The organism is Embleya scabrispora, from assembly GCF_002024165.1.
In the GTDB taxonomy this organism is placed as follows: Bacteria; Actinomycetota; Actinomycetes; order Streptomycetales; family Streptomycetaceae; genus Embleya; species Embleya scabrispora_A.
This window is the reverse complement of the sequence record NZ_MWQN01000001.1, coordinates 2322904-2347108: the sequence shown is the minus strand read 5'-3', so window position 1 is coordinate 2347108 and position 24205 is coordinate 2322904. Positions and strand designations below refer to the sequence as shown.

The following is a 24205-nucleotide window of genomic DNA, read 5'->3' as shown; positions in this document are numbered from 1 at the left end:
CCGGCACACGCCGACGCGGAACCACCGCGGCGGGCAGGCCGAGGGGAGCGTCGACACGTGCAAGCGGAACGAATCACCGAAAGAACGGCAAAAGATCCTGACGCCCCGTCACGGAGGACATTCGGAGAACGGGAACCGGGCCGCCACGAGCGGACGGTCGGAATCCGGGGAAGGTCTCGGAAACCCTCAGAAAGGGCGGGGCGTGCGACTGGATCGGGGAAGATCGGGTGAGCCGCCGGTACTGCACGGTGTGCTGGTATGCACCACGATCACCTCCCACGGCCGGTCCCCGCTGGGGGAAGTCCTCGGGCGCCGACCGGGCGGGTCGGGCGAGGACGCATCCGTCATCCGATGGCGCGCGGACGTCGTACGTCCTGCGGGCCGACTATGCAGAGTACACCAGAGCGCCCCCGCCCACGGCCGCGACGGCCTTGGCTCGTGCGGCTCCTGACGGCGAATTAGCATGCGGGCATGTTCGACTTCACGCCGGGACCCGAGCCGGTCGACCCCACTTCGCAGGTCGAGGCGCATTTGACGGCGACCTTCGGCGCGCCGACCGGCCGGGCCGGCGTCACGTTCGTGGGGGCCGATCGCATCGAGGTGCTGCGCTTCGGTCCCGACGCCGAGGGTGTGGTCCGGTACGCGACGGTGGGCATGTCCCGGGCGCCGATGGCCGATCCGGCGGCGGCGCTCGCCGATCCGGTCGCGGGCCCGCGCGCGGAACTGGTGCTCTCGGTGCGCGGCGGCCGCGACTCGGTGCTGCGCCCGCTGGCCGTGCTCGGCGCGACCCCGCAGGTGGAGGGCCTGGTGATCGCCCCCGGCGCGGCACTCGACCTGGGCGGCCCGCTGTGGGAGGGCGGCGCGTTCCACGCGGTCCTGGTGGCCGAACCCGGCGGCCTGGTCGCCGACCTGCCGCTGCCGCCCCCCGCCGACCCGGTCCGCTTCTTCCCCCTGCTCCCGATGACCCCCGCCGAGGCCGCCTGGAAACGCGCCCAGGGCGCGGAGGCCCTCCAGGAGAAATGGCTCCACCACGCCACCGACCTCCGCGACCCCAACCGCCGCGCGGTCCCGCTGGGTTGAGGGCGCGCGGGGGTCGGCCGTCCGGCCGCCGATCCCGCCCTCGGACGTGCTGGAACCGCACGCCGGGCGGGACCGGGACGGCCGGGCGATGTGTCGGGCCGCCGGCGAAGGGGTGCCTGGCGCACGACCGGCTCCGTCGTGCGGTGTCGATCGGAGCACGGTCGCCTCCGATGGGCACGGTCTCGCGCTTCCGATGCTTACGGCGCGAGCCACCGGCCCGGCCGCAACGCGCGAAGCCGTGCCGGCAACCGCCACGACCGGCGCGGTCGTATGGACGAGGGCGCTGGGAGTGATTCGGCGTTGGGCATCGGACCGTCGACCCACTCCCGGACCAACCGGCTCAGCCACTCGTCCTGGGCAGGATCGGCGGTTTGCGAGTTCGCGGAGCGCTGCGTGTCCACCCGAATCGGTATGTCATCGTGCGCACGTCTCCTCTCCGTCGGGGCACGCGTCGAACGGCTTCGCTTTCCGGGACGTCCGCACGAGGTTCCGCTCACAGCTGTGGGCGGTCATCGGCGAGGCGGCGTTGCTTCACGGTGTCGCATCGCCTTCGGTTCGCAAGGGCCGGCTTCTCCACCTGATTGGGCAGAGCAACCGGCCGAACGTGGAGCTTCAGGTGCTCGGCCTGGGGTCGGGTTTGTACTCCGCTGCCGCAGGCCCCTTCACCCACGGAGGATCACCGGGCGGCGTTGCCGGCGGCCGGGCGGCCGATGTGGCGCGAGCAGGCCGGACCCGCGCTGTCGGCGAGGTCGCGGCGGCGGATTCCTCCTACGCGCATTCGTCCCGTTCGTCCATGACCCACGTCACCGGGCGGCCCCTACTGCGTGGGGTGGTGGGCTCCCTATTCTCGAAGCCGTTCGTCGATGTGCTCGTCGTCCCGTCGCCACCCGACCTCTCAGGGGCGGGTACCCGACTCGGGGTCGACGATCGTTCGACGTGATGTGTCCTGTTCGATGGGTTGCCAGGCGAGAGGGGACCGAGATGCAGTTCGGCCGCTACTACGAGGAGTTCGAGGTCGGTGCGATCTACAAGCACTGGCCCGGGAAGACCGTGACCGAGTACGACGATCACCTGTTCTGTCTGCTCACCATGAATCACCACCCGCTGCACATGGATGCCAACTACGCCGAGAAGACCACCGATTTCGGGCGGAATGTGGTGGTGGGCAATTACATCTACTCGCTGCTGCTCGGTATGTCGGTGCCGGATGTCTCGGGCAAGGCGATCGCCAACCTGGAGATCGAGTCCCTGCGACACGTGGCGCCCACGTTCCACGGGGACACCCTCTACGGGCAGACCCTCGTGCTGGACAAGTGGGAGTCGAAGTCCAAGGACGACCGGGGTGTCGTCTACGTGGAGACCAAGGGCTACAAGCAGGACGGCACGCTCGTGTGTGTGTTCAAGCGCAAGGTCATGGTGCCCAAGGAGAGCTACGGCGACAAGCGCGGCGGTGAGCAGCCCGGACGGCCCGAGCTGATCGAGGGCTGAAGCGGGGCCGAGGGGGCTTTGCCGCTCCGGAACCAAGTACGGGTGGGCCGCGCGTCGGAGCACGACGCGCGGCCCACCCGTTCCACGCGGATGGACGGACGAACGCCCTACGGCAGTTCGTCGGGTGTGGGGTAGGAGGACTGGGCGCCCGCGCGGCGGACCGCGGCCGCGCCTGTGCGGACCGCGTACCGGGTGGCGGTGGGCAGGTCGTCGCCGGCGGCCAGGCGCCAGGCCAGTGCGCCGGTGAAGGCGTCGCCCGCGCCCGTGGTGTCGACGGCGGTCACCGCCGGCGCGGCGATGTGCAGCGGTTCCGCGCCGGCCTCGGTGATCAGCGCGCCGGCAGGGCCCAAGGTGAGCACGATCGAGCGTGGGCTCGGGCCGAGTGCCCGCAACACCTTCAGCGCCTCGCGGGCGTCGCCCTCGCCCGCGATCGTGGTCGCCTCGTGCTCGTTGAGGACCAGCGGGTCGCACGCCCCGAGCAGTGCCCCGGAGACCAGTACGTGCCTCGACACGGCCGGCGACGGGTTCAGCACCACCCGGGTGTGCGCCGCCGCGCAGCGTTCGATCACCGTCCGGACCGTGTCGAGGGGGATCTCCAATTGCAGCGAGACCACCGCGGCGGCCTCGATCGCCGGGACCAGGTCGGCCACATCCTCCGGCCCGAAGCGGGCGTTGGCTCCGGGAGCCACGGTGATCGTGTTCTCGCCCGCGTCGTCGACCGTGATCAGCGCCACGCCCGAGGAGCCGGGCGAGGTGCGCATCGCCTCGGTACGCACGCCCTCCCGGCGCAGCGTCGCGAGCAACACGCGGCCGTGGTCGTCGTCGCCCACGCGCGCGGCCAGCGCCACGTCGGCGCCCAGCCGGGCCGCCGCCACCGCCTGATTGGCGCCCTTGCCGCCCGGGTGCACCGCCAGGTCGCCGCCGAGGACCGTCTCGCCCGGGCGGGGGTGCGCCGGCACCCGGACCACCAGGTCGGCGTTGATCGAGCCGACCACCAGCAAGCGCGCGGGGCCGCTCATGCCACCCCCGGGACGTTCCACTCGCGCAGCGCGTCGAGGAGGCCGTCGACGAGGTCGAGTCGGCCCAGGTCGCCGGCGGCGATCCAGCGCACCGCGTCGGCGTCGTCCCCCGCGCGCAGGGTGCCGCCGTGTGGGGTACAGGCGTAGTCGCGAATCTCGTAGACGCCGCCGTCGGGCGCCGGTCGCAACACCGAGCCGACCAGCGGTCCCACGGTCACCTCGAGCCCGGTCTCCTCGATCATCTCCCGGGCCAGCGCGACCGCGTCGGTCTCACCCTCCTCGACCCGCCCGCCGGGCAGCGACCACTGCCCCTCGCCCGGCATTTTCGCGCGTCGCACCAGCAGCACCCGTCCCTCCGAGTCCAGGACGATCGCACCGACGCAGGGAATGAGCCGCATGCCTCCCGAGCCTAGTCCCAGTGCGGCGGATCCAGGCGAGGCCGCGCCCACCGGGATCCGCCCGACCGCACCCGGTTCCACCCGCCGGACGTGCGGCGGAGCGCCGGGGGCGCGGCCGGCGCGGCATTGCGAGCCGCCCGCGCGGTCTCGGGCGGCGCGAGGACGCGGGCGCCCGGCGCGCCGCGGTCGGGTCGTACGCCGGTCGGCCCGTCGCCGACGCACCGAAGGAGTGATCGTCCTTGACGCGAAGCCTCGGGCAGTGGACCGTCTTGTCCTATGAAGGGCGAGCCGAGCTGCCCCCGCTGCGGCGGCCGGGTCCGCGCTCCGGGTCTGTTCTCGGAGACGTGGGAATGCGAGATCCATGGCGCGGTGCCTCCGCTGCAACCCGTCGTGCCGCCCAGTGTCGAGGCGTTGGACGCGGTGGTGCGCCGCTCCCGCGTGCCGGTCTGGTTGCCCTGGCCGCTGCCGGTCGGCTGGCTGTACACCGGGGTCGCCCACGCGGGTGACGATCGCGGCGGCTCCCGCGCGGTCGCGGTCGCCTGTACCGGGCCCGCGCCGCTGGGCGGACGCGGCGAACTGGTGCTGGTGGCCGAGGAGCTGGGGGTCGGACTCGGCGCCCGCTACGCCGGATTGCCCGGTCACGATCCGGGCGGCGACTTCGTCAAGTCCGCGCCCGCGAAGGTGATGGCGGCCGGTCGGCCGACCCCGCTGTGGTGCGTGACCGACGCGCCGGCCGACCGCGCGGTGTACGCGGGCGAGGCGATGGGCCTGTGGTTGTGGGCGATCCTGTGGCCGGGCAAGGCGGGGCATCTGGTCTACGACGACGTCGTCCTCACCGATCTGCGCGACGCCGGGGCCGAGTTGCAGCTGCTGCCGTGCGGGGCGCTGTCCCCGCAACTGCTGGACTGCTGACCACCGGCGGACCCGGGGCCGCTCGGGCCCGTCGATCGGGCCGGCTAGGGTCGGGAGCGTCCATCGACCCTCCCGCAGACGAGGTCCGCGTGCGTATCGACCTGCACACCCACAGCACCGCTTCCGACGGCACCGACGCGCCCGCCGACCTGGTCCGCAAGGCCCGGGCGGCCGGCTTGGACGTGGTCGCGCTCACCGACCACGACACCACCGCGGGCTGGGCGGCCGCGGCCGAGGCGCTGCCCGACGGGCTGACCCTGGTACGCGGCGCGGAGATCTCCTGCGTGGCCGAGGGCGGGATCAGTCTGCACATGCTGGGCTACCTTTTCGACCCCGCCGAACCGGAGTTCGCCCGAGCGCGCGAGCTGGTCCGCACCGACCGGGTCCGTCGGGCCGAGGCGATGGTGGCGCGCTGCCGGGAACTGGGCGCGCCGATCACCTGGGAGCGGGTGCGGGAGATCGCGGGCGGCGGTGCGGTGGGCCGGCCGCACGTGGCCACCGCCCTGGTCGAGGCGGGCGTGGTCGCGGACGTGTCCGCCGCGTTCACCCCCGAGTGGCTCAAGGACGGCGGACGGGCGTTCGTGGGCAAGTACGAGATCGGCGCCGCCGACGCGGTGCGGCTGATCACCGGCGCGGGCGGGGTCGCGGTGTTCGCCCATCCGGGCGCGGTCACGCGCGGGCGCACCGTCTCCGACGCGACGATCGCCGAGCTGGCCGAGGCGGGTCTGGCCGGGATCGAGGTGGACCACATGGACCACGACGACACGATGCGGGCACACCTGCGCGGTCTCGCCGGCGAGCTGCGGCTGATCCCCACCGGTTCGAGTGACTACCATGGCACCCGCAAAACGATCAATCTCGGAGAAAACACCACAGATCCAGAGTCGTACGGGGCGATCGCGGAACTGGCGACAGGAGCAAGACCCCTCACCCCATGAACTGGTTCGACGTCACACTCTTCGGCTCGTCCTTCGTCACCCTCTTCGTGATCATGGACCCGCCGGGCATCATCCCGCTGTACCTGAGCTTCACCGGTGGCCGACCGCAGGCCGTGCGCAAGCGCATGGCCTGGCAGGCGGCCACCGTCGCGTTCTGCGTGATCTCCCTCTTCGGGTTGTTCGGCCAAAAGATCCTCGACTACCTGCACGTGTCGATCCCGGCGCTCAAGGTGTCCGGGGGTCTGCTCCTGCTGCTGGTGGCACTGTCGTTGCTCACCGGCAAGGCCGAGGAGCCGACCGAGAACAAGGACGTCAACGTCGCCCTGGTGCCCCTCGGCACACCCCTCCTGGCCGGCCCCGGCGCGATCGTGGCCGCGATCGTCAGCGTGCAAAAGGCGCACGGCGCCGGTCAGTACCTCGGTGTGTGGACCGCGATCGTGGCGATCCACGTCGTGTTGTGGCTGACCATGCGCTTCTCGCTCGGCATCATCAAGATCATCAAGGAGAGCGGTGTGGTTTTGGTGACCCGGCTCTCGGGCCTGCTGCTGTCGGCGATCGCGGTACAGCTGTGCGCGGACGGGGTCCGGGGTTTCATCGAGGCGAAGCCATAGGGTGCGAAGCGCAGCAGCCGGTGGTTGGGGAGAGGCGGAGGACATGAGCAAGTCGGTACGCGGCGTCGTCGCACGCGCCAAGGGCGCACCGGTCTCGATCGAGACCATCGTGGTGCCGGACCCGGGTCCGGGCGAGGCGCGGGTGAAGGTGCAGGCGTGCGGCGTCTGCCACACGGACCTGCACTATCGCGAGGGCGGCATCGGTGACGACTACCCGTACCTGCTCGGCCACGAGGCCGCCGGCATCGTCGAGTCGGTCGGCGAGGGCGTCACGGAGGTGGCTGTCGGCGACTTCGTCATCCTGAACTGGCGTGCGGTGTGCGGCGATTGCCGCGCGTGTCGGCGCGGCCGTCCGCAGTACTGCTTCGCCACGCACAACGCCACGCAAAAGATGACCCTGGAGGACGGTACCGAGCTGAGCCCCGCGCTCGGGATCGGCGCGTTCGCCGAACTGACCCTGGTCGCCGCCGGACAGTGCACCAAGGTCGACCCCGAGGCGGACCCGGCCGCGGCCGGCCTGCTCGGCTGCGGTGTGATGGCGGGCCTGGGCGCGGCGGTGAACACCGGCAACGTCGGCCGCGGCGACACGGTCGCGGTGATCGGCTGCGGCGGCGTCGGCGACGCGGCCATCGCCGGTGCCCGGCTCGCCGGCGCGGCGCGGATCATCGCCGTCGACCTCGACGACCGCAAGCTGGAGTGGGCCCGCCGGGCCGGCGCCACGCACACGGTGAACTCGAGGTCGGGCGACCCGGTGGAGGCGATCCGCGAACTCACCGGCGGCTTCGGCGCCGACGTGGTGATCGACGCGGTCGGCCGCCCGGAGACCTACAAGCAGGCGTTCTACGCCCGCGACCTGGCCGGCACCGTGGTCCTGGTGGGCGTGCCCACCCCGGACATGACGCTCGAACTGCCCCTGCTCGACGTGTTCGGCCGCGGCGGTGCGCTCAAGTCGTCCTGGTACGGCGACTGCCTGCCCTCGCGCGACTTCCCGATGCTGATCGACCTGTACCGCCAGGGTCGCTTCGACCTGGACGCGTTCGTCAGCGAGCGGATCACCCTGGCCGACGTCGAGGCCGCGTTCGAGAAGATGCACCACGGCGACGTGCTGCGCTCGGTGGTGATCCTCTGATGGCCGGCGGCATCGACCACGTGGTCACCTCGGGCGTGTTCTCGCTCGACGGCCAGGACTTCGACGTGGACAACAACGTGTGGATCGTCGGCGACGACCGCGAGGTGGTGGTGGTCGATGCCGCACACGACGCGGCGGCCATCGTCGCGCGCGTGGGCGACCGCACGGTGACCGGCATCGTGCTCACCCACGGCCACAACGATCACATCAACGCCGCCGCCGAGTTGGCCGAACGCACCGGCGCGCCGATCCATCTGCACCCGAGCGACCGGATGTTGTGGGACGCGGTGTATCCCGACCGCGCGCCGGACGTCGACCTGGCCGACGGCGAGGTGATCCCCGTCGCGGGCCTGGACCTGCGGGTGCTGCACACCCCGGGCCACGCGCCGGGCGCGGTCTGCCTGTACGCCCCGGACCTGGGCGTGCTCTTCTCCGGCGACACGCTGTTCAAGGGCGGTCCCGGCGCCACGGGGCGCTCGTTCTCGTCGTTCCCGGTGATCCTGGAGTCGATCAAGGGTCGCCTGCTCGGCCTGCCCGAGGGCACGCGCGTGCTCACCGGCCACGGCGACGAGACGACGATCGGCGCGGAGGCGACGGACTACGACGCGTGGGTGACCCGGGGGCACTGAGCCGGCCGGGACCGCGATCCGATCGCATCCGGATACGAGACGAGGGCGCTCCCCGAACGGGGGAGCGCCCTCGATTCAGCCTCAGTCGAAAATCAGCCCGCGTCCGCCGCCGTCTTCACGGGGCGGATGTACAGGCGCTCACCGTAGGCCTCGGCCCGTTTCAGGGCCGCCTGTACGGTGTCGATGTCGACGACGGCGCAGTTGGCCGGGTTGGACCCGGTCGATTCCTGGGCTCGGCTGAGGTTGGTGATTCGGTAACGCATGTGCGTCTCCCTTCCCTCCGGTCCGAAGTTGCGCGGGGCGACACGGTCATGCCGACAGCCCCGCTCACAAGGATGGGTGCCGGGATCCGTGAGGATCGGGTAAGACCCGGCAGAGGTCACAACCGGCACCGCACTGAACAACAGCGGTCACCTCGATAGCATTCCCATGACTGAAATGTTCCTTTCCTGACATCCGATGGCTTACACGTGACGCATGACGCGACATCGCACGTGAGGCAAGCGAGGACGCGACGGCGGCCGGCATAGGACAATGCGGTCTGAACACATCGACACGCATCCAGGCGCCGGGCACCCGGCCGCCGCGGGAGGACGAGATTTTGCACGATCCGGGAGAGGACGACGTCCGGACGGGCGCGACGGCCGCCTTCGGCGCCGTGGTGCACGAATCCGGCGAGGACCTCGGCGCCGAGCACGGCGGTCCGCTGGAGGACCACCCGGTCGCGGGCTTCGAGGGCGCCCCCGGAGCACTGGCGGAGTTGACCGAACCGTTCACCCGACCGGCCGTCCTGGTGCGATCCGTTTCGCCGCCCCTGCACTTCGGGACCCACGCGCTGTTCGTCGATGTCGGCTACGTGTACGCGGCGATGGGCCTGCTCGTCGCCGGCTCGGCCGAACGCCGGGCCTTCCGGGTGGACGCGGAGCAGTTGATCACCGGCCTGATCGACGAGGCCCGCCGGGTGTTCCCGGAGGGTCGCCTGCTGCGGGTGTACTGGTACGACGGCGCGCGCGAACGGGTGCACACCGTGGAGCAGCGCCAGATCGCCGAACTCCCCGATGTGAAGGTACGACTGGGCAACCTCAACGCGCACAACCAGCAAAAGGGCGTCGACTCGCTGATCCGCAGCGACCTCGAATCGCTGGCCCGCAACCACGCGATCGACGACGCGGTGGTGATCAGCGGCGACGAGGACCTGGTCTCGGCGGTCGAGGCGGCCCAGTCCTACGGCGTGCGGGTGCACCTGTGGGGCGTCGAGCCCGCGTACGGCACCAACCAGGCCGACCCGCTGGTGTGGGAGGCCGACGTCACCCGAATGCTGCACCGCGAGTTCTGCGAGACGTGCGTGACGCCGGTGATGTTGCCGCCGTCGCACGCCGGCGTGCCGATCATGCGGCCCGGCGGCCCGCCGACCGCCGAACAGGCGTGGCGGATCGGCCAGGAGATCGCCGAGCGCTGGCTGGTGGTGCGCGGCCGGGAGAACCTGGCCGACCTGATGCCCGGTCCGATGTTGCCCCAGGCCATCGACCGCGGCCTGCTCGTGGACGCCGAGAGCGTCCTCCAGTACTCGCTGCGCCCGCACGAGGACCTGCGTCGCGCCCTGCGCAACGGTTTCTGGGACCGCCTCAACCACGAATTCGGCCTCTCCGGCGCGGAATCCGCGGAGTCCTGAACCCGATTCGCCTTCGCCGGCTCTCCGGAGTGCCTCTTGTCGACCAGATAGGTGTAAGCTACATTTATTAGCTGAGCTAACAAACATTGTTCGGAGGTCTCGGATGCGGTCCCATCCCGAAGGCGCGCCGACCCGGGGCGAAGCCCAGGCCGACCACACCGCCCGGAAGCCCGGAATCCTCAAACAGCCCATGTCCGTGTGGGCCACCGCGTTCGCCGCCGTCGTGGCGTTCATGGGGATCGGGCTGGTCGATCCGATCCTGCCCTCGATCGCCAAGGGGCTGGACGCCTCGCCGAGCCAGGTCTCGCTGCTGTTCACCAGCTACTTCCTGATCACCGCGGTGGCCATGCTGGTGACCGGATTCGTCTCCAGCCGGATCGGCGGGCGACGCACGCTGCTGCTCGGCCTCGCCCTCGTGGTGATCTTCGCCGGCCTCGCCGGCACCTCGGACTCGGTCGGCGAACTGGTCGGCTTCCGGGCCGGCTGGGGGCTGGGCAACGCGCTGTTCGTGTCCACGTCCCTCGCCGTCATCGTCGGTGCGGCGAGCGGTGGTTCGGCTGCGGCGATCCTGCTCTACGAATCCGCGCTCGGGCTAGGCATGGCCTGCGGCCCGCTGCTCGGCGCGGTGCTCGGCGACGCCAGTTGGCGCTACCCGTTCTACGGCACCGCCGCGCTGATGGCGATCGGCTTCGCGCTGATCGTCGGGCTGCTGAAGGAACAACCCAGGCCCGCCCACAGGATCGGTCTGCTCGATCCGCTCAAGGCGCTCGGGCACAGGGGTCTGGCGACCACCGCGGCCGGTGCCTTCTTCTACAACTACGGCTTCTTCACGGTGCTCGCGTTCACCCCGTTCGTGCTCGACATGAGCCCGTACCGCAGCGGCGCGGTGTTCTTCGCGTGGGGTGTCCTGCTCGCCGTCTGCTCGGTCCTGGTCGCCCCGCGACTCCAGGCCCGGTTCGGCTCGGCGAACGTGGCCGCCGCGAGTCTGCTGCTGTTCGCCGCGGACCTGGGAGTGCTCGCGTACGGCTCCACCTCGGTCGTTGTGACCGGTGTCATCGTTTCAGGCGCCTTCATCGGTATAAACAACACGGTGTTCACCGAATTGGCGCTCGAGGTATCGGACTCGCCGCGACCCGTGGCGAGCGCGGGGTACAACTTCGTCCGCTGGTTCGCCGCCGCGGCGGCGCCGTTCCTGGCGCCCAAGTTGGAGGAGCACTTCAACGTGCACGTGCCGTTCCTGGTCGCCGGCGCGGCCTGCGTGGTCGCCGCCGCCGTGCTGTTCGGCGCCCGCCGACTGCTCGCCGGGGTCGATCACCGCGACACCGACACCGCCGCCGACGCGGCACCGCTGAACACCCCCCGGCCCGTTCCGGCCACCGCCTGAACCGATAGAAGGAAGTGCACGACATGTACGAGCGCATTCTGGTCGCCGTCGACTCCACCCCCGAGGCCGACGACGTCCTGGCGCACACCGCCCGACTGGCCGGCGCGCTCGGCGCGGCCGTCCGCGTCCTGCACGTGCAGACCCTGGACCTGGTGGACGGCGGAGGTGTCGGCGGCGTGGTCGAGGACGAGACCGCCGACGCCGCGGTCAAGGTGGTCACCGGCGCCGTCGACACGCTCAAGGCGGCCGGCGTCACCAACGTCGAGGGATGGACCGAGGAAACCGTGCGCGGCGACGTGCCGAACGCGGTCCTCGACCAGGCCCGCGCCTTCGACGCCGACCTGCTGATCCTGGGCTCCCGCCGACACGGCGGTGTGGCCAGTCTCTTCCTCGGCAGCGTCAGCGACACGGTCGCGCACCGCTCCGTCTGCCCGGTGCTGCTGATCCCCTGATCGCACACTCCACAGGGCCCGGATGCCGAAGGCCGGCGTCCGGGCTCGACCGTTCCCGGATCGGGATCAACCCTTCCGGGCGACGAATCAGACCCGATCCGGGTACACCGCGGCGTTCGTCCAGAAGTCCGCCAAGGTCGTCGCGGTGGCGTCCGGGGCCTCCACGTTCGGGGAGTGGTGGGTGTCCGGGATCACCACGTGGGGGACGCCCAGGCGCGCGGCCATCTCGGCCTGCCACGGGATCGGCCAGGCGTAGTCCTCGACGCCGGAGACCACCAGCGCGGGCAGGCCGGCGGCGACGACCGCGGCGAGATCGGCGACCAGGTCGGGCTCGGAGCGCAGTTGTTCGGCCATGGCCAGCAGGCCCGTCGGGACGGTGCCCAGCCAGCGGGTGCGCAGGAACGCGGCGATCGCCGGATCGGCGGGCGGGAGCAGGCCGGCCTCCAGTTCGACCGCCTGCATCGCCTCCCACACCTCCTGGCGGGTGAGCACCGGCAGCACGTCCTCCAGCAGCAGCAGCCGCTCGATCTCGGGCGGGCAGATCGCCGCCGGGCCGGTGCTCATCAGGGTCAGCGAGGCCAGCCGCTCCGGCGCGCGCAGCGCCACCGACCGGCACACCAGGCCGCCGTAGGAGTGCCCCACCAGGTGAATCGGCTCGCCCGGGGCCACCACGTCCGCGATCGCGAGCACGTCCTCCACCAGCGCGTCGCGGGTGTACGCCGCCGGGTCGTCCGGGCCCTCGGTCTCGTACTGTCCGCGCTGGTCCACGGCCACCGTGTGGAAGCCGCGCCCGGCCAGCGGCTCGCCGAGCGCGATGAAGTCCTCCTTGCTGCCGGTGAACCCGGGCACGAGCACGGCGGTGCCGGGCCTGGGCCCGGCGGCCGGCGGAGTGGACTCCAGGACGGCGAATCGTCCGCGCCCGGTCGCCAGGCGACGGGAGCGGACGGTCCCGGGCAAGGTCAAAAAGCGTGGCGTACTCACGCCGTCGAGCCTACTTACCCGCAGGTACGACGACGGCCCCCGCCGCGAAGCGCGGACGTGATCGTCCACACTCCACACCGGAGGCCGTCGTACGAGCGGCCGGGGCCGCCCACCTCTCGTCGAATCAGCCTTCGTCGGTCGCGACCGCGCCCGCCTCGGCGCCCTCGGGACGACGCCGGGTGCGCCGGCGGCGACGCCGAGGCGCCCGCTCGCCGTCACCGTCCGCGTCCGCCCCACCGTCGGCGGGGGCCGGGACGACCACCGCGGTCGGCTCGACGAAGGCGGCGACCGGGGCGCCGGCCGCCCCGGCGGCCACGCTCGGCGCCACGGCGGTCGCCACGGCCTCGCCGGCCTCCGCGCCGTTGACCCGACGCCGCCGGCGCGACCCGGGCGCCCGACGGCGGCTCGGCTCGCCCGACTCGGCGTCGGCCGCGGCCGGACCCGCCGTGGAGGGCCCGGACGCGGCCGGACCGCTCCGGCTGCGCCCGCCCGCACCGCCCTTGCGGCCCGACGCGCCCCGGCTGTTCTTGCCGGTCTCGCCCAGGTCCTCGACGTCCTCCGCGCCGAGGCCCGCACGGGTGCGGTCGGCGCGCGGCAGCACGCTGCCCACGGTGGTGGGGATGTCCAGGTCGGTGAACAGGTGCGGAGAGGTGGAGTAGGTCTCCACCGGGTCGGCGAAGCCCAGGTCCAGCGCCTTGTTGATCAGGCTCCAGCGCGGGATGTCCTCCCAGTCGACCAGCGTCACCGCGGTGCCGGAGGCGCCCGCGCGGCCGGTGCGACCGATGCGGTGCAGGTAGGTCTTCTCGTCATCGGGGCACTGGTAGTTCACCACGTGGGTGACACCCTCGACGTCGATCCCGCGGGCCGCGACGTCGGTGGCCACGAGCACGTCCACCTTGCCGTTGCGGAACGCCCGCAGCGCCTGCTCGCGCGCGCCCTGGCCGAGGTCGCCGTGCACGGCGGCGGAGGCGAAGCCCCGCTCGGCCAGGCCCTGGGCCAGGTCGGCCGCGGTGCGCTTGGTCCGGCAGAACACCATGACCAGGCCGCGCCCGTTGGCCTGCAGGACCCGGGCCATCAGCTCGGGCTTGTCCAGGCCGTGCGCGCGGTAGACGCGCTGCTGGACCGACTTGACGGTGGCGCCCAGGTCGTCCGGCTCGGAGGCGCGGATGTGCGTGGGGCGGCTCATGTAGCGGCGCGCCAGGGTGATGATCTGGCCCGGCATGGTGGCCGAGAACAACATCGTCTGGCGGCGGGCGGGCAGCCGCTCGACGATCTTCTCGACGTCGGGCAAAAAGCCCAGGTCGAGCATCTCGTCGGCCTCGTCCAGGACCAGCATCTTGACCTCGGACAGGTTCACGTGCCCCTGTCCGACCAGGTCGAGCAGTCGACCGGGGGTGCCGACGACCACGTCGACGCCCTTCTTGAGGGTGTCGATCTGCGGCTCGTACGCCCGGCCGCCGTAGACGGCGAGCACCCGCACGTTGCGCAGCTTGCCCGCGGCCTGGAGGTCGTTGGTCACCTGCACGCACAGCTCGCGCGTGGGCACCACGACCAGGGCCTGCGGGGTGCGGCCGGCGACTGTGCCGGCGGGCGCGCGGCCGGCCTCGACGTCGGCCGCCACCACGATGCGCTGCAGCAGCGGGATGCCGAAGCCGAGGGTCTTACCGGTCCCGGTCTTGGCCTGGCCGATCACGTCACTGCCCGAGAGCGCGACGGGAAGGGTCATCTCCTGGACGGGGAAAGCCTCGACGATGCCGAGCGCTTCCAGCGCCTCGGCCGTCTCCGAAAGTACTCCGAGTTCGCGAAAAGTTGTCAGGGGTCCAGCCTCTTCTGTGTGGTGGGGGCCGTCAGTACCGAAAGCGGGTCGAGACCGAGGCGCCCTCGAAAAAGCGGGGCGCGGCACGGGACCTCTCGCCTTCGGGCGGCCACCCGAGCGGGTCGGTCGGAGCCAGTCGTCCTCCGACCGGGCATCCGCGTTCACTACCACTGTACCCGGCGGCGTGCGGCCGGTGGGGTGATGCTCATTACTGCTTGTCCGGAGATGGGCGACTCCGCCCGGACGTGGTACCCGCGTGACCGCAGTGCGCTCACTACGCTGCGTACTTGTGCACACCGGGCCGCACGGGTCCGGGGAACACGAGCGAAGGGGTGGGCATGAGCGAGGGTACGGAGCCGACGGGGGAGATGCGGGCGGCCGTGATCGAACTGCTCGGCGTGCTCGCGTACGGCGAGATCACCGCCTTCGAGCGGCTGGCCGAGGACGCCAAGATGGCCCCCACCGTCGAGGACAAGGCGGCGCTGGCCGCGATGGCGGTCGCCGAGTTCCAGCACTTCACCCTGCTGCGTGATCGCATCGCCGCGCTCGGCGCGGACCCGGCCCGGGCGATGGACCCCTTCATCGCGCCGCTGGACGAGTTCCACGTGCACACCGCCCCCGCCGACTGGCTGGAGGGCCTGGTCAAGGCATACGTGGGGGACGGGATCGCGGCCGACTTCTATCGCGAGGTCGCCGCGCATCTGGACGAGGTCAGTCGGGACCTGATCGTCGAGGTGCAGCGGGACACCGGGCACTCGGCGTTCGTGGTGGAGGCGGTGCGCGCGGCGATCGAGCGCGATCCCAAGGTGGCGGGCCGGCTCGCGCTGTGGGGGCGGCGGCTGATGGGCGAGGCGCTCAGCCAGGCCCAGCGGGTCGCCGCCGAGCGGGACGTGTTGTCCACGATGCTGATCGGCGGCGGGGCCGGCCCCGGCTTCGACCTGGCCGAGATCGGCCGGATGTTCAACCGGATCACCGAGGCGCACCAGCAGCGCATGGCCGCGCTCGGGCTGGCCTCCTGACTCGGTCTCCGACCACACTCGGGCCCGGCCACGACAAAGCCCGAGGGTGGGCGATCCGCGCTCGGATCGCCCACCCTCGGGCCGGTGCGGTGCCGCGTGCGACACCCTCGCTCAGGCGTTGGCGCCGAAGCCGACCTTGCGGGCCGAGGATTCGCCGATCTCGACGTAGGCCAGGTGCTTGGCCGGCACGATCACGCGGCGGCCCTTCTCGTCCGTCAGGGACAGCAGTGCGGACTCGCCCGACAGCGCGTCGGCGATGGCCCGCTCGACGTCCTCCGGGTTGTCCGTGCTCTCCAGCACCAGCTCCCGCGCGGCGTGCTGTACGCCGATCTTGATCTCCACGGCTGTCCCTCCGGCCTTGAAATTCTGGAGATCGGCGCCGCGAGACTCGCGGGCCGTACCTTCCCCAGCAGGCTAGTCGAGAGCCGGGGTCACCGAACGCCATGACGGGTACGCCCAACGCGAACGCCGGACGGGAACAAGATCGCCCGGCGCCCGTATCCGCAGGTCCGCCCGCTCAGTGCGGCGGGTCGTCCTTGCGCGGGAAGCGGGAGATGCCGCGCCAGGACAGCGACGACACCAGCTGCGACGCGGCGTCGCGCGGGATGGTCGCGCCGCGCGCGATCCAGTAGCGCGCGGTGACCTGCGCCATGCCGGTCAGCCCGATCGCCAGGAGCATCGACTCCTCCTGGCCGAGGCCGGTGTCCTCGGCGATGATCTTGCTCACCGCGTCGGCGCACATCTCGCTGACCCGCTCCACCCGCTCGCGCACCGCGCTCTCGTTGGTCAGGTCCGACTCGAAGACCAGCCGGAACGCGCCGCCGTCGTCGTCGACGAAGGCGAAGTAGGCGTCGACCGTGGCGGCCACGCGGAGCTTGTTGTCGTGCGTCGACTCCAGCGCTCGCTGCACCGCCGCGAACAGCGCCTCGCAGTGCTGGTCGAGCAGCGCCAGATACAGCTCCAGCTTGCCGGGGAAGTGCTGGTACAACACGGGCTTGCTGACGCCGGCGCATTCGGCGATGTCGTCCATCGCGGCGGCGTGGTAGCCCTGCTTGACGAAGACTTCCTGGGCGGCGCCGAGGAGTTGCGTTCTGCGCGCGAGCCGGGGCAGCCGGGTGCCGCGAGGACGGGGGTCCGCATCCTGGATGGCTGTCACGGGGCTCCTCAAGGTGTCGCTCAACGTGTCGCGGACACCGGATGGTTCGGTGATCCGGCGGGTCTTTCCACCACGTCATCCTACTTTCGGGTAACCCAGGGCGTAAGTTTCGTGGCGCAACGAAACAGGATCCCGCGCCTTCGACACCCCTCGCAAGGGGGCGCGTGAGGCGCGCGGAGCGCCCGCGCGAGCCCCGGCAGGTGGGGCGATCGGGGCGCTCAGCGATAGTCCTCGTCCTCGGCGTGCCCGACCCCGCGGCGCTGTTCGGTGGCGTCGGCGGGGTCCACGCCGTCGGGCACCGACTCCCACACGGACTCCTCGTCCCCGTCGTCCGCCGCCACGGAAGTCTGCTGCTCCACCGCGTCGGGCACCGGGATCTCGGGGTCGTCGACCGTTTCGTCGGATACGTTGACGTCACCGAGCGTGACGTCCTGGTACTCGGGGGTATCGTCGATTCCGTACATACGGCCTCCCTGCCCGTGCGGTCCGCCGGTATTCGGTGTTCCCGCATGTCCGCGTGAGTCCTCGCCGACCCCGCATGTCCATGATCCGCCTCGAAAACGCTGCCGCACTTTCGGGATCGATGTCGAAACGTGATGTGGGAAGCGTTTAGAGTGACGTCATGAAACCGGGCAAACGCGCCGAGACCACCCCGCCGAGCGAAGATGGTCGGGGCATCCGCCCTTCCGTCCCAGTGATCATCTCGTAATATTGCCCACCGTGACGACCCTGAGCCCCGCAAGCGACGCCGACCCGACGCCCTGGCCTGCGCGAACGGTCGAGGTCGGGAGCGGTAGCGAGGTCGTGGTGCGCCGCGACGCGCTCGGCGACGCCGACCTGCCGCCCGCGATGATGATCCACGGGCTCGGCGGTTCGTCGTTGAACTGGACGGAACTGGCCGCCGAACTGCGGTCGGATCTTTCCGTGGAGCTGATCGACCTCCCCGGATTCGGATACTCCGCGCCGCCGCGCAACGGCGACTACTCGATCTCCGCGCACTGTCGTGCGGTGGAGGGCGCGATCCTGTCGCTGCGCAAGGGGCCGGTACACCTGTTCGGCAACTCGATGGGCGGGGCGGTGGCCACCCGGCTCGCCGCCCGGCGGCCGGACCTGGTCCGCACGCTGACCCTGATCTCGCCCGCGCTGCCGGACCTGCGGGTGCGCCCGTCGGTGCTGCCCACGGCGCTGCTGGGAGTACCCGGCGTGGGCCGCGCGCTGTTGCGGATCAGTCGGAACATGACACCCGAGGAACGCACCCGGATGTCGATCGCGATGATGTACGGCAACCCGGGCGCGGTCGGCGAGAAAGCCTTCGCCGACGCCGCGGCCGAGTATCGGCGCCGGCTCGAACTCCCGTACATGATGGACGCGTTCTCGCACTCGACCCGGTCGGTGATCGGGGCCTACCTGGAGCGCGGCAGTCGGGCGCTGTGGCGGCAGGCGGCCGAGGTGCGGGCGTCCACACTGCTCGTCTACGGTCGCCGGGACCGCCTGGTCGACCCGCGGATGGCCAAGCGGGCGACCGAGACCTTCCCCGACGCCCGATTGCTCGTGGTGCCCGATTCCGGGCACGTGGCCATGCTCGAACACCCCCGCGTGGTGGCCCGGGGTTTCCGCGAACTACTCGACGGGGCCCTCTCGCCGTCGAACGTGGTGGGGTGAACGCAGACACATGGGACGTCATTCGGGCGTGCAGACGAGCGTGCAGTACGGCGGCGAGGAGCTGCCGGACGACGGACTCTCCGGCGGCTACGCGGCGGTGCCGCAGCAGGCCGACTACGGACAGGTCCACGAGGGCGGATACGCCGGCGGTTGGGCCGCCGGCCCGACCGACACGTCGTATGCCTCCGGGTACGTCGAGCAGGACACCGGCTACCACGGGTACCCCGTGGACCAGGGCTACGGCGGATATCCCACCGACGGGCAGCACACCGGGTCCTACGGCTACGACGCCGTGCAGCACGGCTGGGAGCACCCCGCGCCGGCGGTCGACTCCGGCACCTGGGCGGCGGTCGGGACGATGCCCGGGGCGCCCGCGCACTGGGACGACCCGCTGGAGCCCTACGACGCGCGGCCGCAGACCGGCGGGTATCCCGCGCAGAACTTCGCCGCCGGCGCGTACGGCACCGACACCTTCGCCGCCGACGCGTTCGGCGCCCCCGCGTTCGACACGGGCACGTTCGACACCGGGTCCTTCGGCGGCGACGGCTACGCCACCGGCGGCTACGCGAGTGTGGGCTACGCCAACGACCTGTACGCCGCGGACGCCTACCAGAGCGGGATGCACGCCGCGGTCGAGGCGCCCGCCGCGCCGACCTACGACACGACCACGTTCGAGCCGCAGAGCTTCGTCGGCTACGGCTACGACACCTCGGGCGCGTACCCGGTCGTGGCGCCGGTCGAGGATTCATCGGCCGACGCGCTCCACGACCTGCCCGCGGAGTCCGGGCAGATCGATCTGCCCGGAGTGGGGCAGTACGCGATGGAGGCCGAGCCGTGGGTCGACTCGGGACCCGAACTCGACCTGGAACAACTCTCGTTCGCGACCGAGCCGGGCGACGACTTCGCCGACCCGAAGCCGCTGCACGTCGAACCCGAGCCGGAGCACGGCTTCGAGCCGGACACCGGGAGCGCCCCGCCGCGAGGTCGCGCGCAGACCCGCAAGGCGAACCGGCCCGCGCCGCGCAAGGGACGGCGCACGCTGGTCGCGGCGGGCGGCGTGGTGGTGACCGGCGCGGTGCTCGCCGGCGCGGTCGTGCTGCAGATGCCCGACGAGGGCACGTCGAGCCAGGCGGCCGGCGACGACCAGGCCGCGCCGGGCGCGGGCCACCGGCCCACCGACCAGGCCGCCTCGCGGGGTTCGGAGCGGGACCCGGTCGCCCCCGGCAGCGCCTCCGCGCTGCCGCTGCCCACGCCCCAGTCGCCGACCACCACCGACCAGCTCACCCTGCGCTTCCCGCTGGATCCGAAGCTGGGGCTGAGCGGCAAGTTCGACACCGTGCCCGGCAAGGAGGCCGCCCCCGGCGCGGGCCGCAAGTACACCTACGCGGTGGAGATCGAGCAGGGCCTGCAACTCGACGGCGAGCTGTTCGCCACCACGGTGCAGAAGACGCTGAACGACAAGCGCAGTTGGGCGAGCGGCGGGCTGACCTTCGAGCGCACCGACAGTTCGCCGAAGGCCGACTTCGTGGTGCGGCTGGCGAGTCCGGAGACGGTGCACAAGACGTGCAGCCCCCTGGTCGGCGACACCAGCGAGGACAACGTCTCCTGCGACGCGTTCGGCACCCGGTGGGTGATGATCAACGCCTGGCGCTGGGCCCAGGGTTCGACCGCCTACGGCGACGACATCGTCGGCTACCGGCAGATGCTGATCAACCACGAGGTCGGCCACCGGCTCGGCCACAACCACGAGAAGTCGTGCGGTGCGGGCGGCATCGGAGCCGGCCTGGCCCCGGTGATGATGCAGCAGACCAAGACCCGGGTCGCGAGCGAGGGCTCGATGAAGGGTGAGACCTGCGAGGCCAACCCGTGGCCGTACCCGTCGGGCAAGCTCACCAAGTAGCGGTCGCATCCCGGTCCGCCGGGCGCCCTCGCGGGTGCCCGGCGACCCTGCCGTGCGCGCATCTCACGGACCGGACCCGGTGCCCGGGAATCGGGACGAGCGTGACACTGTTGCGGTAGGAAAAGAGCCGAGATTAGACAGTCCGACCATCGGAGTTTCCGTGTCGCAGCTACCACCTCTGGTCGAGCCGGCCGCCGAGCTGACCGTCGACGAGGTCCGTCGTTACTCGCGCCACCTGATCATCCCCGACGTCGGGATGGCCGGGCAGAAGCGGCTGAAGAACGCCAAGGTGCTCTGTGTGGGCGCCGGTGGCCTGGGGTCGCCGGCGTTGATGTACCTCGCCGCGGCGGGCGTCGGCACGCTCGGCATCGTCGAGTTCGACACCGTCGACGAGTCCAACCTCCAGCGCCAGATCATCCACGGGCAGAGCGACATCGGCCGCTCGAAGGCCGAGTCCGCGCGCGACTCGGTCAAGGAGATCAACCCGTACACCGAGGTCGTCCTGCACGAGGAGCGGCTCGAGGCCGACAACGTGATGGAGATCTTCGGGCAGTACGACCTGATCGTCGACGGCACGGACAACTTCGCCACCCGCTACCTGGTCAACGACGCCTGCGTGCTGTTGAACAAGCCGTACGTGTGGGGTTCGATCTACCGGTTCGACGGTCAGGCGAGCGTGTTCTGGTCCGAGCACGGGCCGTGCTACCGCTGCCTGTACCCGGAGCCGCCGCCGCCCGGGATGGTCCCCTCCTGCGCCGAGGGCGGCGTGCTCGGCGTGTTGTGCGCGTCGATCGGGTCGATCCAGGTCAACGAGGCGATCAAGCTGCTCCAGGGCATCGGCGAGCCGCTGGTCGGCCGGCTGATGATCTACGACGCGCTGGAGATGACCTACCGCACCGTCAAGGTCCGCAAGGACCCCGAGTGCGCGGTCTGCGGCAAGAACCCGACCGTCACCGAGCTGATCGACTACGAGGCGTTCTGCGGCGTGGTCTCCGAGGAGGCCCAGGAGGCCGCGCTCGGGTCCACGATCACGCCTCGTCAGCTCAAGGAATGGCTCGACGCCGGCGAGAACATCGACCTGATCGACGTGCGGGAGCCGGGCGAGTACGAGATCGTGCAGATCCCGGGGTCGCGGCTGATTCCGAAGAACGAGTTCCTGATGGGCCGGGCCCTGGAGGACATGCCGCAGGACAAGCGGATCGTGCTCAACTGCAAGACGGGCGTGCGGTCGGCCGAGGTGTTGGCGGTGCTGCATGCCGCGGGCTTCAAGGACTCCGTGCACCTCGGTGGCGGGGTGATCGGTTGGGTCAACCAGATCGAGCCGGAGAAGCCGGTCTACTAGGTCCTCGGGGCCGGACGGCCGTGGCTGTGTGCCTCGGCCTTCGGCCCGGGGGTTTGTCCTCGAACGCCGGACGGGCTGGAGATGGCTCGGCTTGGTGGGGCGCCTGCGGTTTCGGGTGTGCCGCTGTTTCGGGTGTCCTCGAACGCCGGACGGGCTGGAGTCGGCTCGGGCTGGTGGCGCGGCTGCGGTTTCGGATGTGCTGCTGTTTCGTCCTCAAACGCCGGACGGGCTGGTTTTGGCCCGTTCGGCGTTTTGGGTTGCGGTCAGATCGCCTGTTTGCGTTGTAGGTGGGTGAAGGCGAGCCAGCCGGGGAGGACCGGGAGCCAGAAGGTCAGGAAGCGGTAGAGCAGGACCGCGGCCGTCGCGGTTTCGAACGGCAGGCGTGCGGTGCTGGTCAGGCCCGCGATCAGGGCCGCCTCCACCGCGCCGATGCCGCCCGGCGTGGGCGCGGCCGAGCCGATCGCGTTGCCGGCCAGGAAGACCACCGCGATCGCGGCGAAGTTGGCCGAGCCGCCGAAGGCCCGCACGCTGGCGTCCAGACACAGGATGAAGGTCAGCGTCAGCAAAACCGTGCCGCCCAGGCCGGCCGCCAGCTTGGTCGGCGTCTGCAGCACGTCGAGCAGCCTCGGCACGATGCCGGAGAACAACTGGCGCAACTGTTTGACGATCCAGCGCCGCAGCGGCGGTACGGCCATCACCAGCAGGGTCACCAGGGCCAGGATCAGCAGGCCCGCGATCACCGCGCCGGACGGCGCGAACGACGGCGTCTCGGCGGTGCCGGCGATGTATCCGAAGAAGGCCAACAGGCCGACGTGGAAGACCAGTCCGCCGAGTTGGGAGACACCGACGCTGGCCGCGGCCAGGGTGGGCGGAATCCCGGCCTTTTGCAGATATCGCGTGTTGAGCGCGACGCCGCTGACCGCCGGCGGGGCGACGAGCTTCACGAACGAGCCGGCGAGTTGCACCATCGTGGTGCGATACAGCGACAACCGTTCCGGGACGTAGCCCAGCAGCATCAGCGCGGCGCACACGTAGCTGAGCGAGGCGGCCAGCAGGCCGATCGCCGCCCAGCCCCAGTTGGCGCTCGCGAAGATCTCGCCCAGGTCGACGTGGCTGAGCTGGGAGAGCAGGAAGTAGCCCGCGAACGCGCTCGCCACCACGGAGACCAGGGTGCGCGCGCGGACCCGCTCCAGACGCACCGGCTCGACCTCGGCCTGGGGGCGCAGTTCCAGGATCTGCTCGCGGATCCGGGAGAGCAGGTTCTTGTCCTTGCGCAGCACCGAGCGGGTGCTGCGGCTGAGCGCGACCTTTTGCAGCAGCGGCAGGCACGCGGCGACGGTGTCCGCGCCCAGTACCTCGGCGGCGGTGTGTACCGCGCGTTCCTCGCCCACCCGCAGCGCCACCGTGGTGAGCAGTTGCGCGGTGTCGATGCGCAGAGCCAGGTCGCTCGACGCGATCTCGCCGGCCCGCAGGTCCACCAGCCACGGCTCGCCGGAGCCGTCCACCAGGATGCTCTCCGCGACCAGCCGGCGATGGGTGAGCCGGTGCGCCTGGAGCAGGCCGAGCAGCTGCCACACCCGGGCCAGGAGTTCGTCGGTGATCTCCTCGTCGTCGAGTGTGTCCAGGGTGCGCCCGGGCACGTGTGCGTAGGCCAGCAGCGCGGCGTCCGGGCCCACCTCGGTGGTGGCCACCAGGCGCGGCGCGCGCACGCCGGCGTCGGCGCACGCGTACGCCATCAGCGACTCCTGTTCGAGCGCACGCCGGGTGGACAGCACGGTGCGGCGCTGGGTGACCCCGCGCAGCACCAGTCGCCGGTAGAACCGGTAGATCGCCCCGGACGCCTGCTGGTCGCGGTCGAGCACGGTCACGTCGAGCAGGCGGTCGTCGGCCAGCCGGACCGCGTAGCGGCGGGTCTCCTCGGGGCCGTCGTCGGTGCGCACGCACGACACCGCCACCAGGCCGAACCGGCGCAGCGCGGCGACCACCGACTCGGCCGGCGGGCGGGTGTTGGGCAGGCCGACCGCGTACAGCGTGGCGTAGGCGATGGTGCGCCCGAACAGCACGCTGGTGAGCAGCGCGACGGGGGTGGTGTAGCCGCCGACCAGCACCGTCGCCGCATTCAGCAGGAGCAGCGTCCACACCACGAGTTGCCAGCGCGGTCGGCGCACCAGGCCGACCGCGGTGACGTACGCGACGATCGGCGCGAGATAGCCGTGCACCGGATCGGTCCAGCCGGTCCGCGGCAGCGGCAGCGGGCGGGTGAGCGCGTCGCGCAGCGCCTCGGGGCCCGGGCCGGTGATCCACCAGTCCAGGCCGAGCGAGGCCAGGTAGGTGGCCGCGGCGGCGATCACCCCGTCGGCGACGCGCAACCCGTCCCGGCTGACCAGGCGTTCGATGCCGTAGGCCACCGGCACCACGAGCACCGCGACGGCGAAGACCCCGCCGGACAGGTTGAGCAGCAGGTGCGGCGTGCTGTTCTGCGCGCCGCGCACGATGTCCGATTCCAGGCCGGAGGTGGTCTGCCGGGCGATACTGGCCAGGAAGAAGACCACGCCGAGGGCGAGCACGCCGAGCAGGACTCGGATCAAATCGGACGAACGGTGTACCCGCAGGGGTT

General features: G+C 71.5%; 24 protein-coding genes. 15 read left to right on the top strand and 9 right to left on the bottom strand.

Annotated elements, in window-relative coordinates; genetic code table 11:
• Positions 1–471 precede the first annotated feature (471 nt).
• The 3 genes from B4N89_RS10155 (at position 472) to B4N89_RS10150 (ending at position 2568) form a co-directional block, all read left to right on the top strand.
• Positions 472–1080: a suppressor of fused domain protein gene (locus B4N89_RS10155; RefSeq protein WP_078975561.1), complete on the top strand. Its 609-nt coding sequence runs from the start codon at positions 472–474 to the stop codon at positions 1078–1080.
• Between the two features lie 88 nt (positions 1081–1168).
• The gene (locus B4N89_RS53335) at positions 1169–2020 is read left to right on the top strand and encodes a Scr1 family TA system antitoxin-like transcriptional regulator (RefSeq protein WP_414646412.1); all 852 of its coding nucleotides are present in this window, start codon (positions 1169–1171) and stop codon (positions 2018–2020) included.
• A gap of 41 nt (positions 2021–2061) precedes the next feature.
• Positions 2062–2568, top strand: a complete 507-nt coding sequence (locus B4N89_RS10150; RefSeq protein WP_078975560.1) for a MaoC family dehydratase — start codon at positions 2062–2064, stop codon at positions 2566–2568.
• 107 nt (positions 2569–2675) lie between these two features.
• On the opposite strand, the gene B4N89_RS10145 is transcribed toward B4N89_RS10150, so the two are convergent.
• Together B4N89_RS10145 and B4N89_RS10140 are read right to left on the bottom strand one after the other, a co-directional pair.
• The gene (locus B4N89_RS10145; RefSeq protein WP_078975559.1) at positions 2676–3587 is read right to left on the bottom strand and encodes a ribokinase; all 912 of its coding nucleotides are present in this window, start codon (positions 3585–3587) and stop codon (positions 2676–2678) included.
• The gene (locus B4N89_RS10140; protein ID WP_078975558.1) at positions 3584–3985 is read right to left on the bottom strand and encodes an NUDIX hydrolase; all 402 of its coding nucleotides are present in this window, start codon (positions 3983–3985) and stop codon (positions 3584–3586) included. Before B4N89_RS10140 ends, B4N89_RS10145 begins: the two co-directional genes overlap by 4 nt.
• Before the next feature lie 276 nt (positions 3986–4261).
• Between B4N89_RS10140 and B4N89_RS10135 the strand changes: the two genes are divergently transcribed.
• The 5 genes from B4N89_RS10135 to B4N89_RS10115 all read left to right on the top strand — a co-directional run bounded on the left by B4N89_RS10135 (position 4262) and on the right by B4N89_RS10115 (position 8204).
• The gene (locus tag B4N89_RS10135; RefSeq protein WP_078975557.1) at positions 4262–4897 is read left to right on the top strand and encodes a DUF6758 family protein; all 636 of its coding nucleotides are present in this window, start codon (positions 4262–4264) and stop codon (positions 4895–4897) included.
• 89 nt (positions 4898–4986) lie between these two features.
• The gene (locus B4N89_RS10130; protein ID WP_078975556.1) at positions 4987–5835 is read left to right on the top strand and encodes a PHP domain-containing protein; all 849 of its coding nucleotides are present in this window, start codon (positions 4987–4989) and stop codon (positions 5833–5835) included.
• On the top strand, positions 5832–6446 hold the full coding sequence (locus B4N89_RS10125) for a MarC family protein (RefSeq protein WP_078975555.1): 615 nt from the start codon (positions 5832–5834) through the stop codon (positions 6444–6446). The genes B4N89_RS10130 and B4N89_RS10125 overlap by 4 nt, the downstream gene beginning before the upstream one ends.
• Before the next feature lie 43 nt (positions 6447–6489).
• Positions 6490–7575: an S-(hydroxymethyl)mycothiol dehydrogenase gene (locus tag B4N89_RS10120; RefSeq protein ID WP_078975554.1), complete on the top strand. Its 1086-nt coding sequence runs from the start codon at positions 6490–6492 to the stop codon at positions 7573–7575.
• On the top strand, positions 7575–8204 hold the full coding sequence (locus tag B4N89_RS10115) for an MBL fold metallo-hydrolase (protein WP_078975553.1): 630 nt from the start codon (positions 7575–7577) through the stop codon (positions 8202–8204). The genes B4N89_RS10120 and B4N89_RS10115 overlap by 1 nt, the downstream gene beginning before the upstream one ends.
• 92 nt (positions 8205–8296) lie before the next feature.
• On the opposite strand, the gene B4N89_RS49720 is transcribed toward B4N89_RS10115, so the two are convergent.
• Complete coding sequence (locus tag B4N89_RS49720) at positions 8297–8467, bottom strand: hypothetical protein (protein WP_160161407.1); 171 nt, start codon at positions 8465–8467, stop codon at positions 8297–8299.
• Positions 8468–8994: 527 nt separating this feature from the next.
• On the opposite strand from B4N89_RS49720, the gene B4N89_RS10110 reads away from it, so the two are divergent.
• From B4N89_RS10110 to B4N89_RS10100, 3 genes are all read left to right on the top strand, one after another.
• Positions 8995–9876, top strand: a complete 882-nt coding sequence (locus B4N89_RS10110; protein ID WP_235618909.1) for an NYN domain-containing protein — start codon at positions 8995–8997, stop codon at positions 9874–9876.
• 190 nt (positions 9877–10066) lie between these two features.
• Positions 10067–11260 carry an MFS transporter gene (locus B4N89_RS10105; RefSeq protein WP_235618908.1) on the top strand — a complete coding sequence of 398 codons (1194 nt, stop codon included), beginning with the start codon at positions 10067–10069 and terminating at the stop codon, positions 11258–11260.
• 23 nt (positions 11261–11283) lie between these two features.
• Complete coding sequence (locus B4N89_RS10100) at positions 11284–11712, top strand: universal stress protein (protein ID WP_143657918.1); 429 nt, start codon at positions 11284–11286, stop codon at positions 11710–11712.
• An 87-nt stretch (positions 11713–11799) separates the two neighbouring features.
• On the opposite strand, the gene B4N89_RS10095 is transcribed toward B4N89_RS10100, so the two are convergent.
• Entirely contained in the window at positions 11800–12693 is an 894-nt protein-coding gene (locus B4N89_RS10095; RefSeq protein WP_078975549.1) for an alpha/beta fold hydrolase, read from the bottom strand.
• A 124-nt stretch (positions 12694–12817) separates the two neighbouring features.
• Positions 12818–14419 (bottom strand): DEAD/DEAH box helicase, encoded by a 1602-nt coding sequence (locus tag B4N89_RS10090; RefSeq protein WP_078975548.1) that lies wholly within the window; start codon positions 14417–14419, stop codon positions 12818–12820.
• Between the two features lie 428 nt (positions 14420–14847).
• Here B4N89_RS10090 and B4N89_RS10080 point away from each other — a divergent pair, with 428 nt between their 5' ends.
• Positions 14848–15528 carry a ferritin-like fold-containing protein gene (locus B4N89_RS10080; protein ID WP_078975546.1) on the top strand — a complete coding sequence of 227 codons (681 nt, stop codon included), beginning with the start codon at positions 14848–14850 and terminating at the stop codon, positions 15526–15528.
• 111 nt (positions 15529–15639) lie between these two features.
• Here B4N89_RS10080 and B4N89_RS10075 read toward each other — a convergent pair whose 3' ends face one another.
• From B4N89_RS10075 to B4N89_RS10065, 3 genes are all read right to left on the bottom strand, one after another.
• Positions 15640–15870, bottom strand: a complete 231-nt coding sequence (locus tag B4N89_RS10075) for a DUF3107 domain-containing protein (RefSeq protein ID WP_078975545.1) — start codon at positions 15868–15870, stop codon at positions 15640–15642.
• 175 nt (positions 15871–16045) lie between these two features.
• The gene (locus B4N89_RS10070; protein ID WP_078975544.1) at positions 16046–16684 is read right to left on the bottom strand and encodes a TetR/AcrR family transcriptional regulator; all 639 of its coding nucleotides are present in this window, start codon (positions 16682–16684) and stop codon (positions 16046–16048) included.
• Positions 16685–16902: 218 nt separating this feature from the next.
• Positions 16903–17148 carry a hypothetical protein gene (locus tag B4N89_RS10065; protein WP_078975543.1) on the bottom strand — a complete coding sequence of 82 codons (246 nt, stop codon included), beginning with the start codon at positions 17146–17148 and terminating at the stop codon, positions 16903–16905.
• Positions 17149–17404: 256 nt separating this feature from the next.
• Between B4N89_RS10065 and B4N89_RS10060 the strand changes: the two genes are divergently transcribed.
• The 3 genes from B4N89_RS10060 to moeZ all read left to right on the top strand — a co-directional run bounded on the left by B4N89_RS10060 (position 17405) and on the right by moeZ (position 21588).
• Positions 17405–18346, top strand: a complete 942-nt coding sequence (locus B4N89_RS10060) for an alpha/beta fold hydrolase (protein ID WP_235618552.1) — start codon at positions 17405–17407, stop codon at positions 18344–18346.
• Positions 18347–18356: 10 nt separating this feature from the next.
• Entirely contained in the window at positions 18357–20246 is a 1890-nt protein-coding gene (locus B4N89_RS52970; protein WP_321170684.1) for a DUF3152 domain-containing protein, read from the top strand.
• Between the two features lie 160 nt (positions 20247–20406).
• The gene (moeZ, locus tag B4N89_RS10050; RefSeq protein ID WP_078975541.1) at positions 20407–21588 is read left to right on the top strand and encodes an adenylyltransferase/sulfurtransferase MoeZ; all 1182 of its coding nucleotides are present in this window, start codon (positions 20407–20409) and stop codon (positions 21586–21588) included.
• A gap of 263 nt (positions 21589–21851) precedes the next feature.
• Here the strand turns inward: moeZ and B4N89_RS10045 are convergent, their stop codons facing one another.
• Complete coding sequence (locus B4N89_RS10045; protein ID WP_235618551.1) at positions 21852–24176, bottom strand: lysylphosphatidylglycerol synthase transmembrane domain-containing protein; 2325 nt, start codon at positions 24174–24176, stop codon at positions 21852–21854.
• Positions 24177–24205 lie beyond the last annotated feature (29 nt).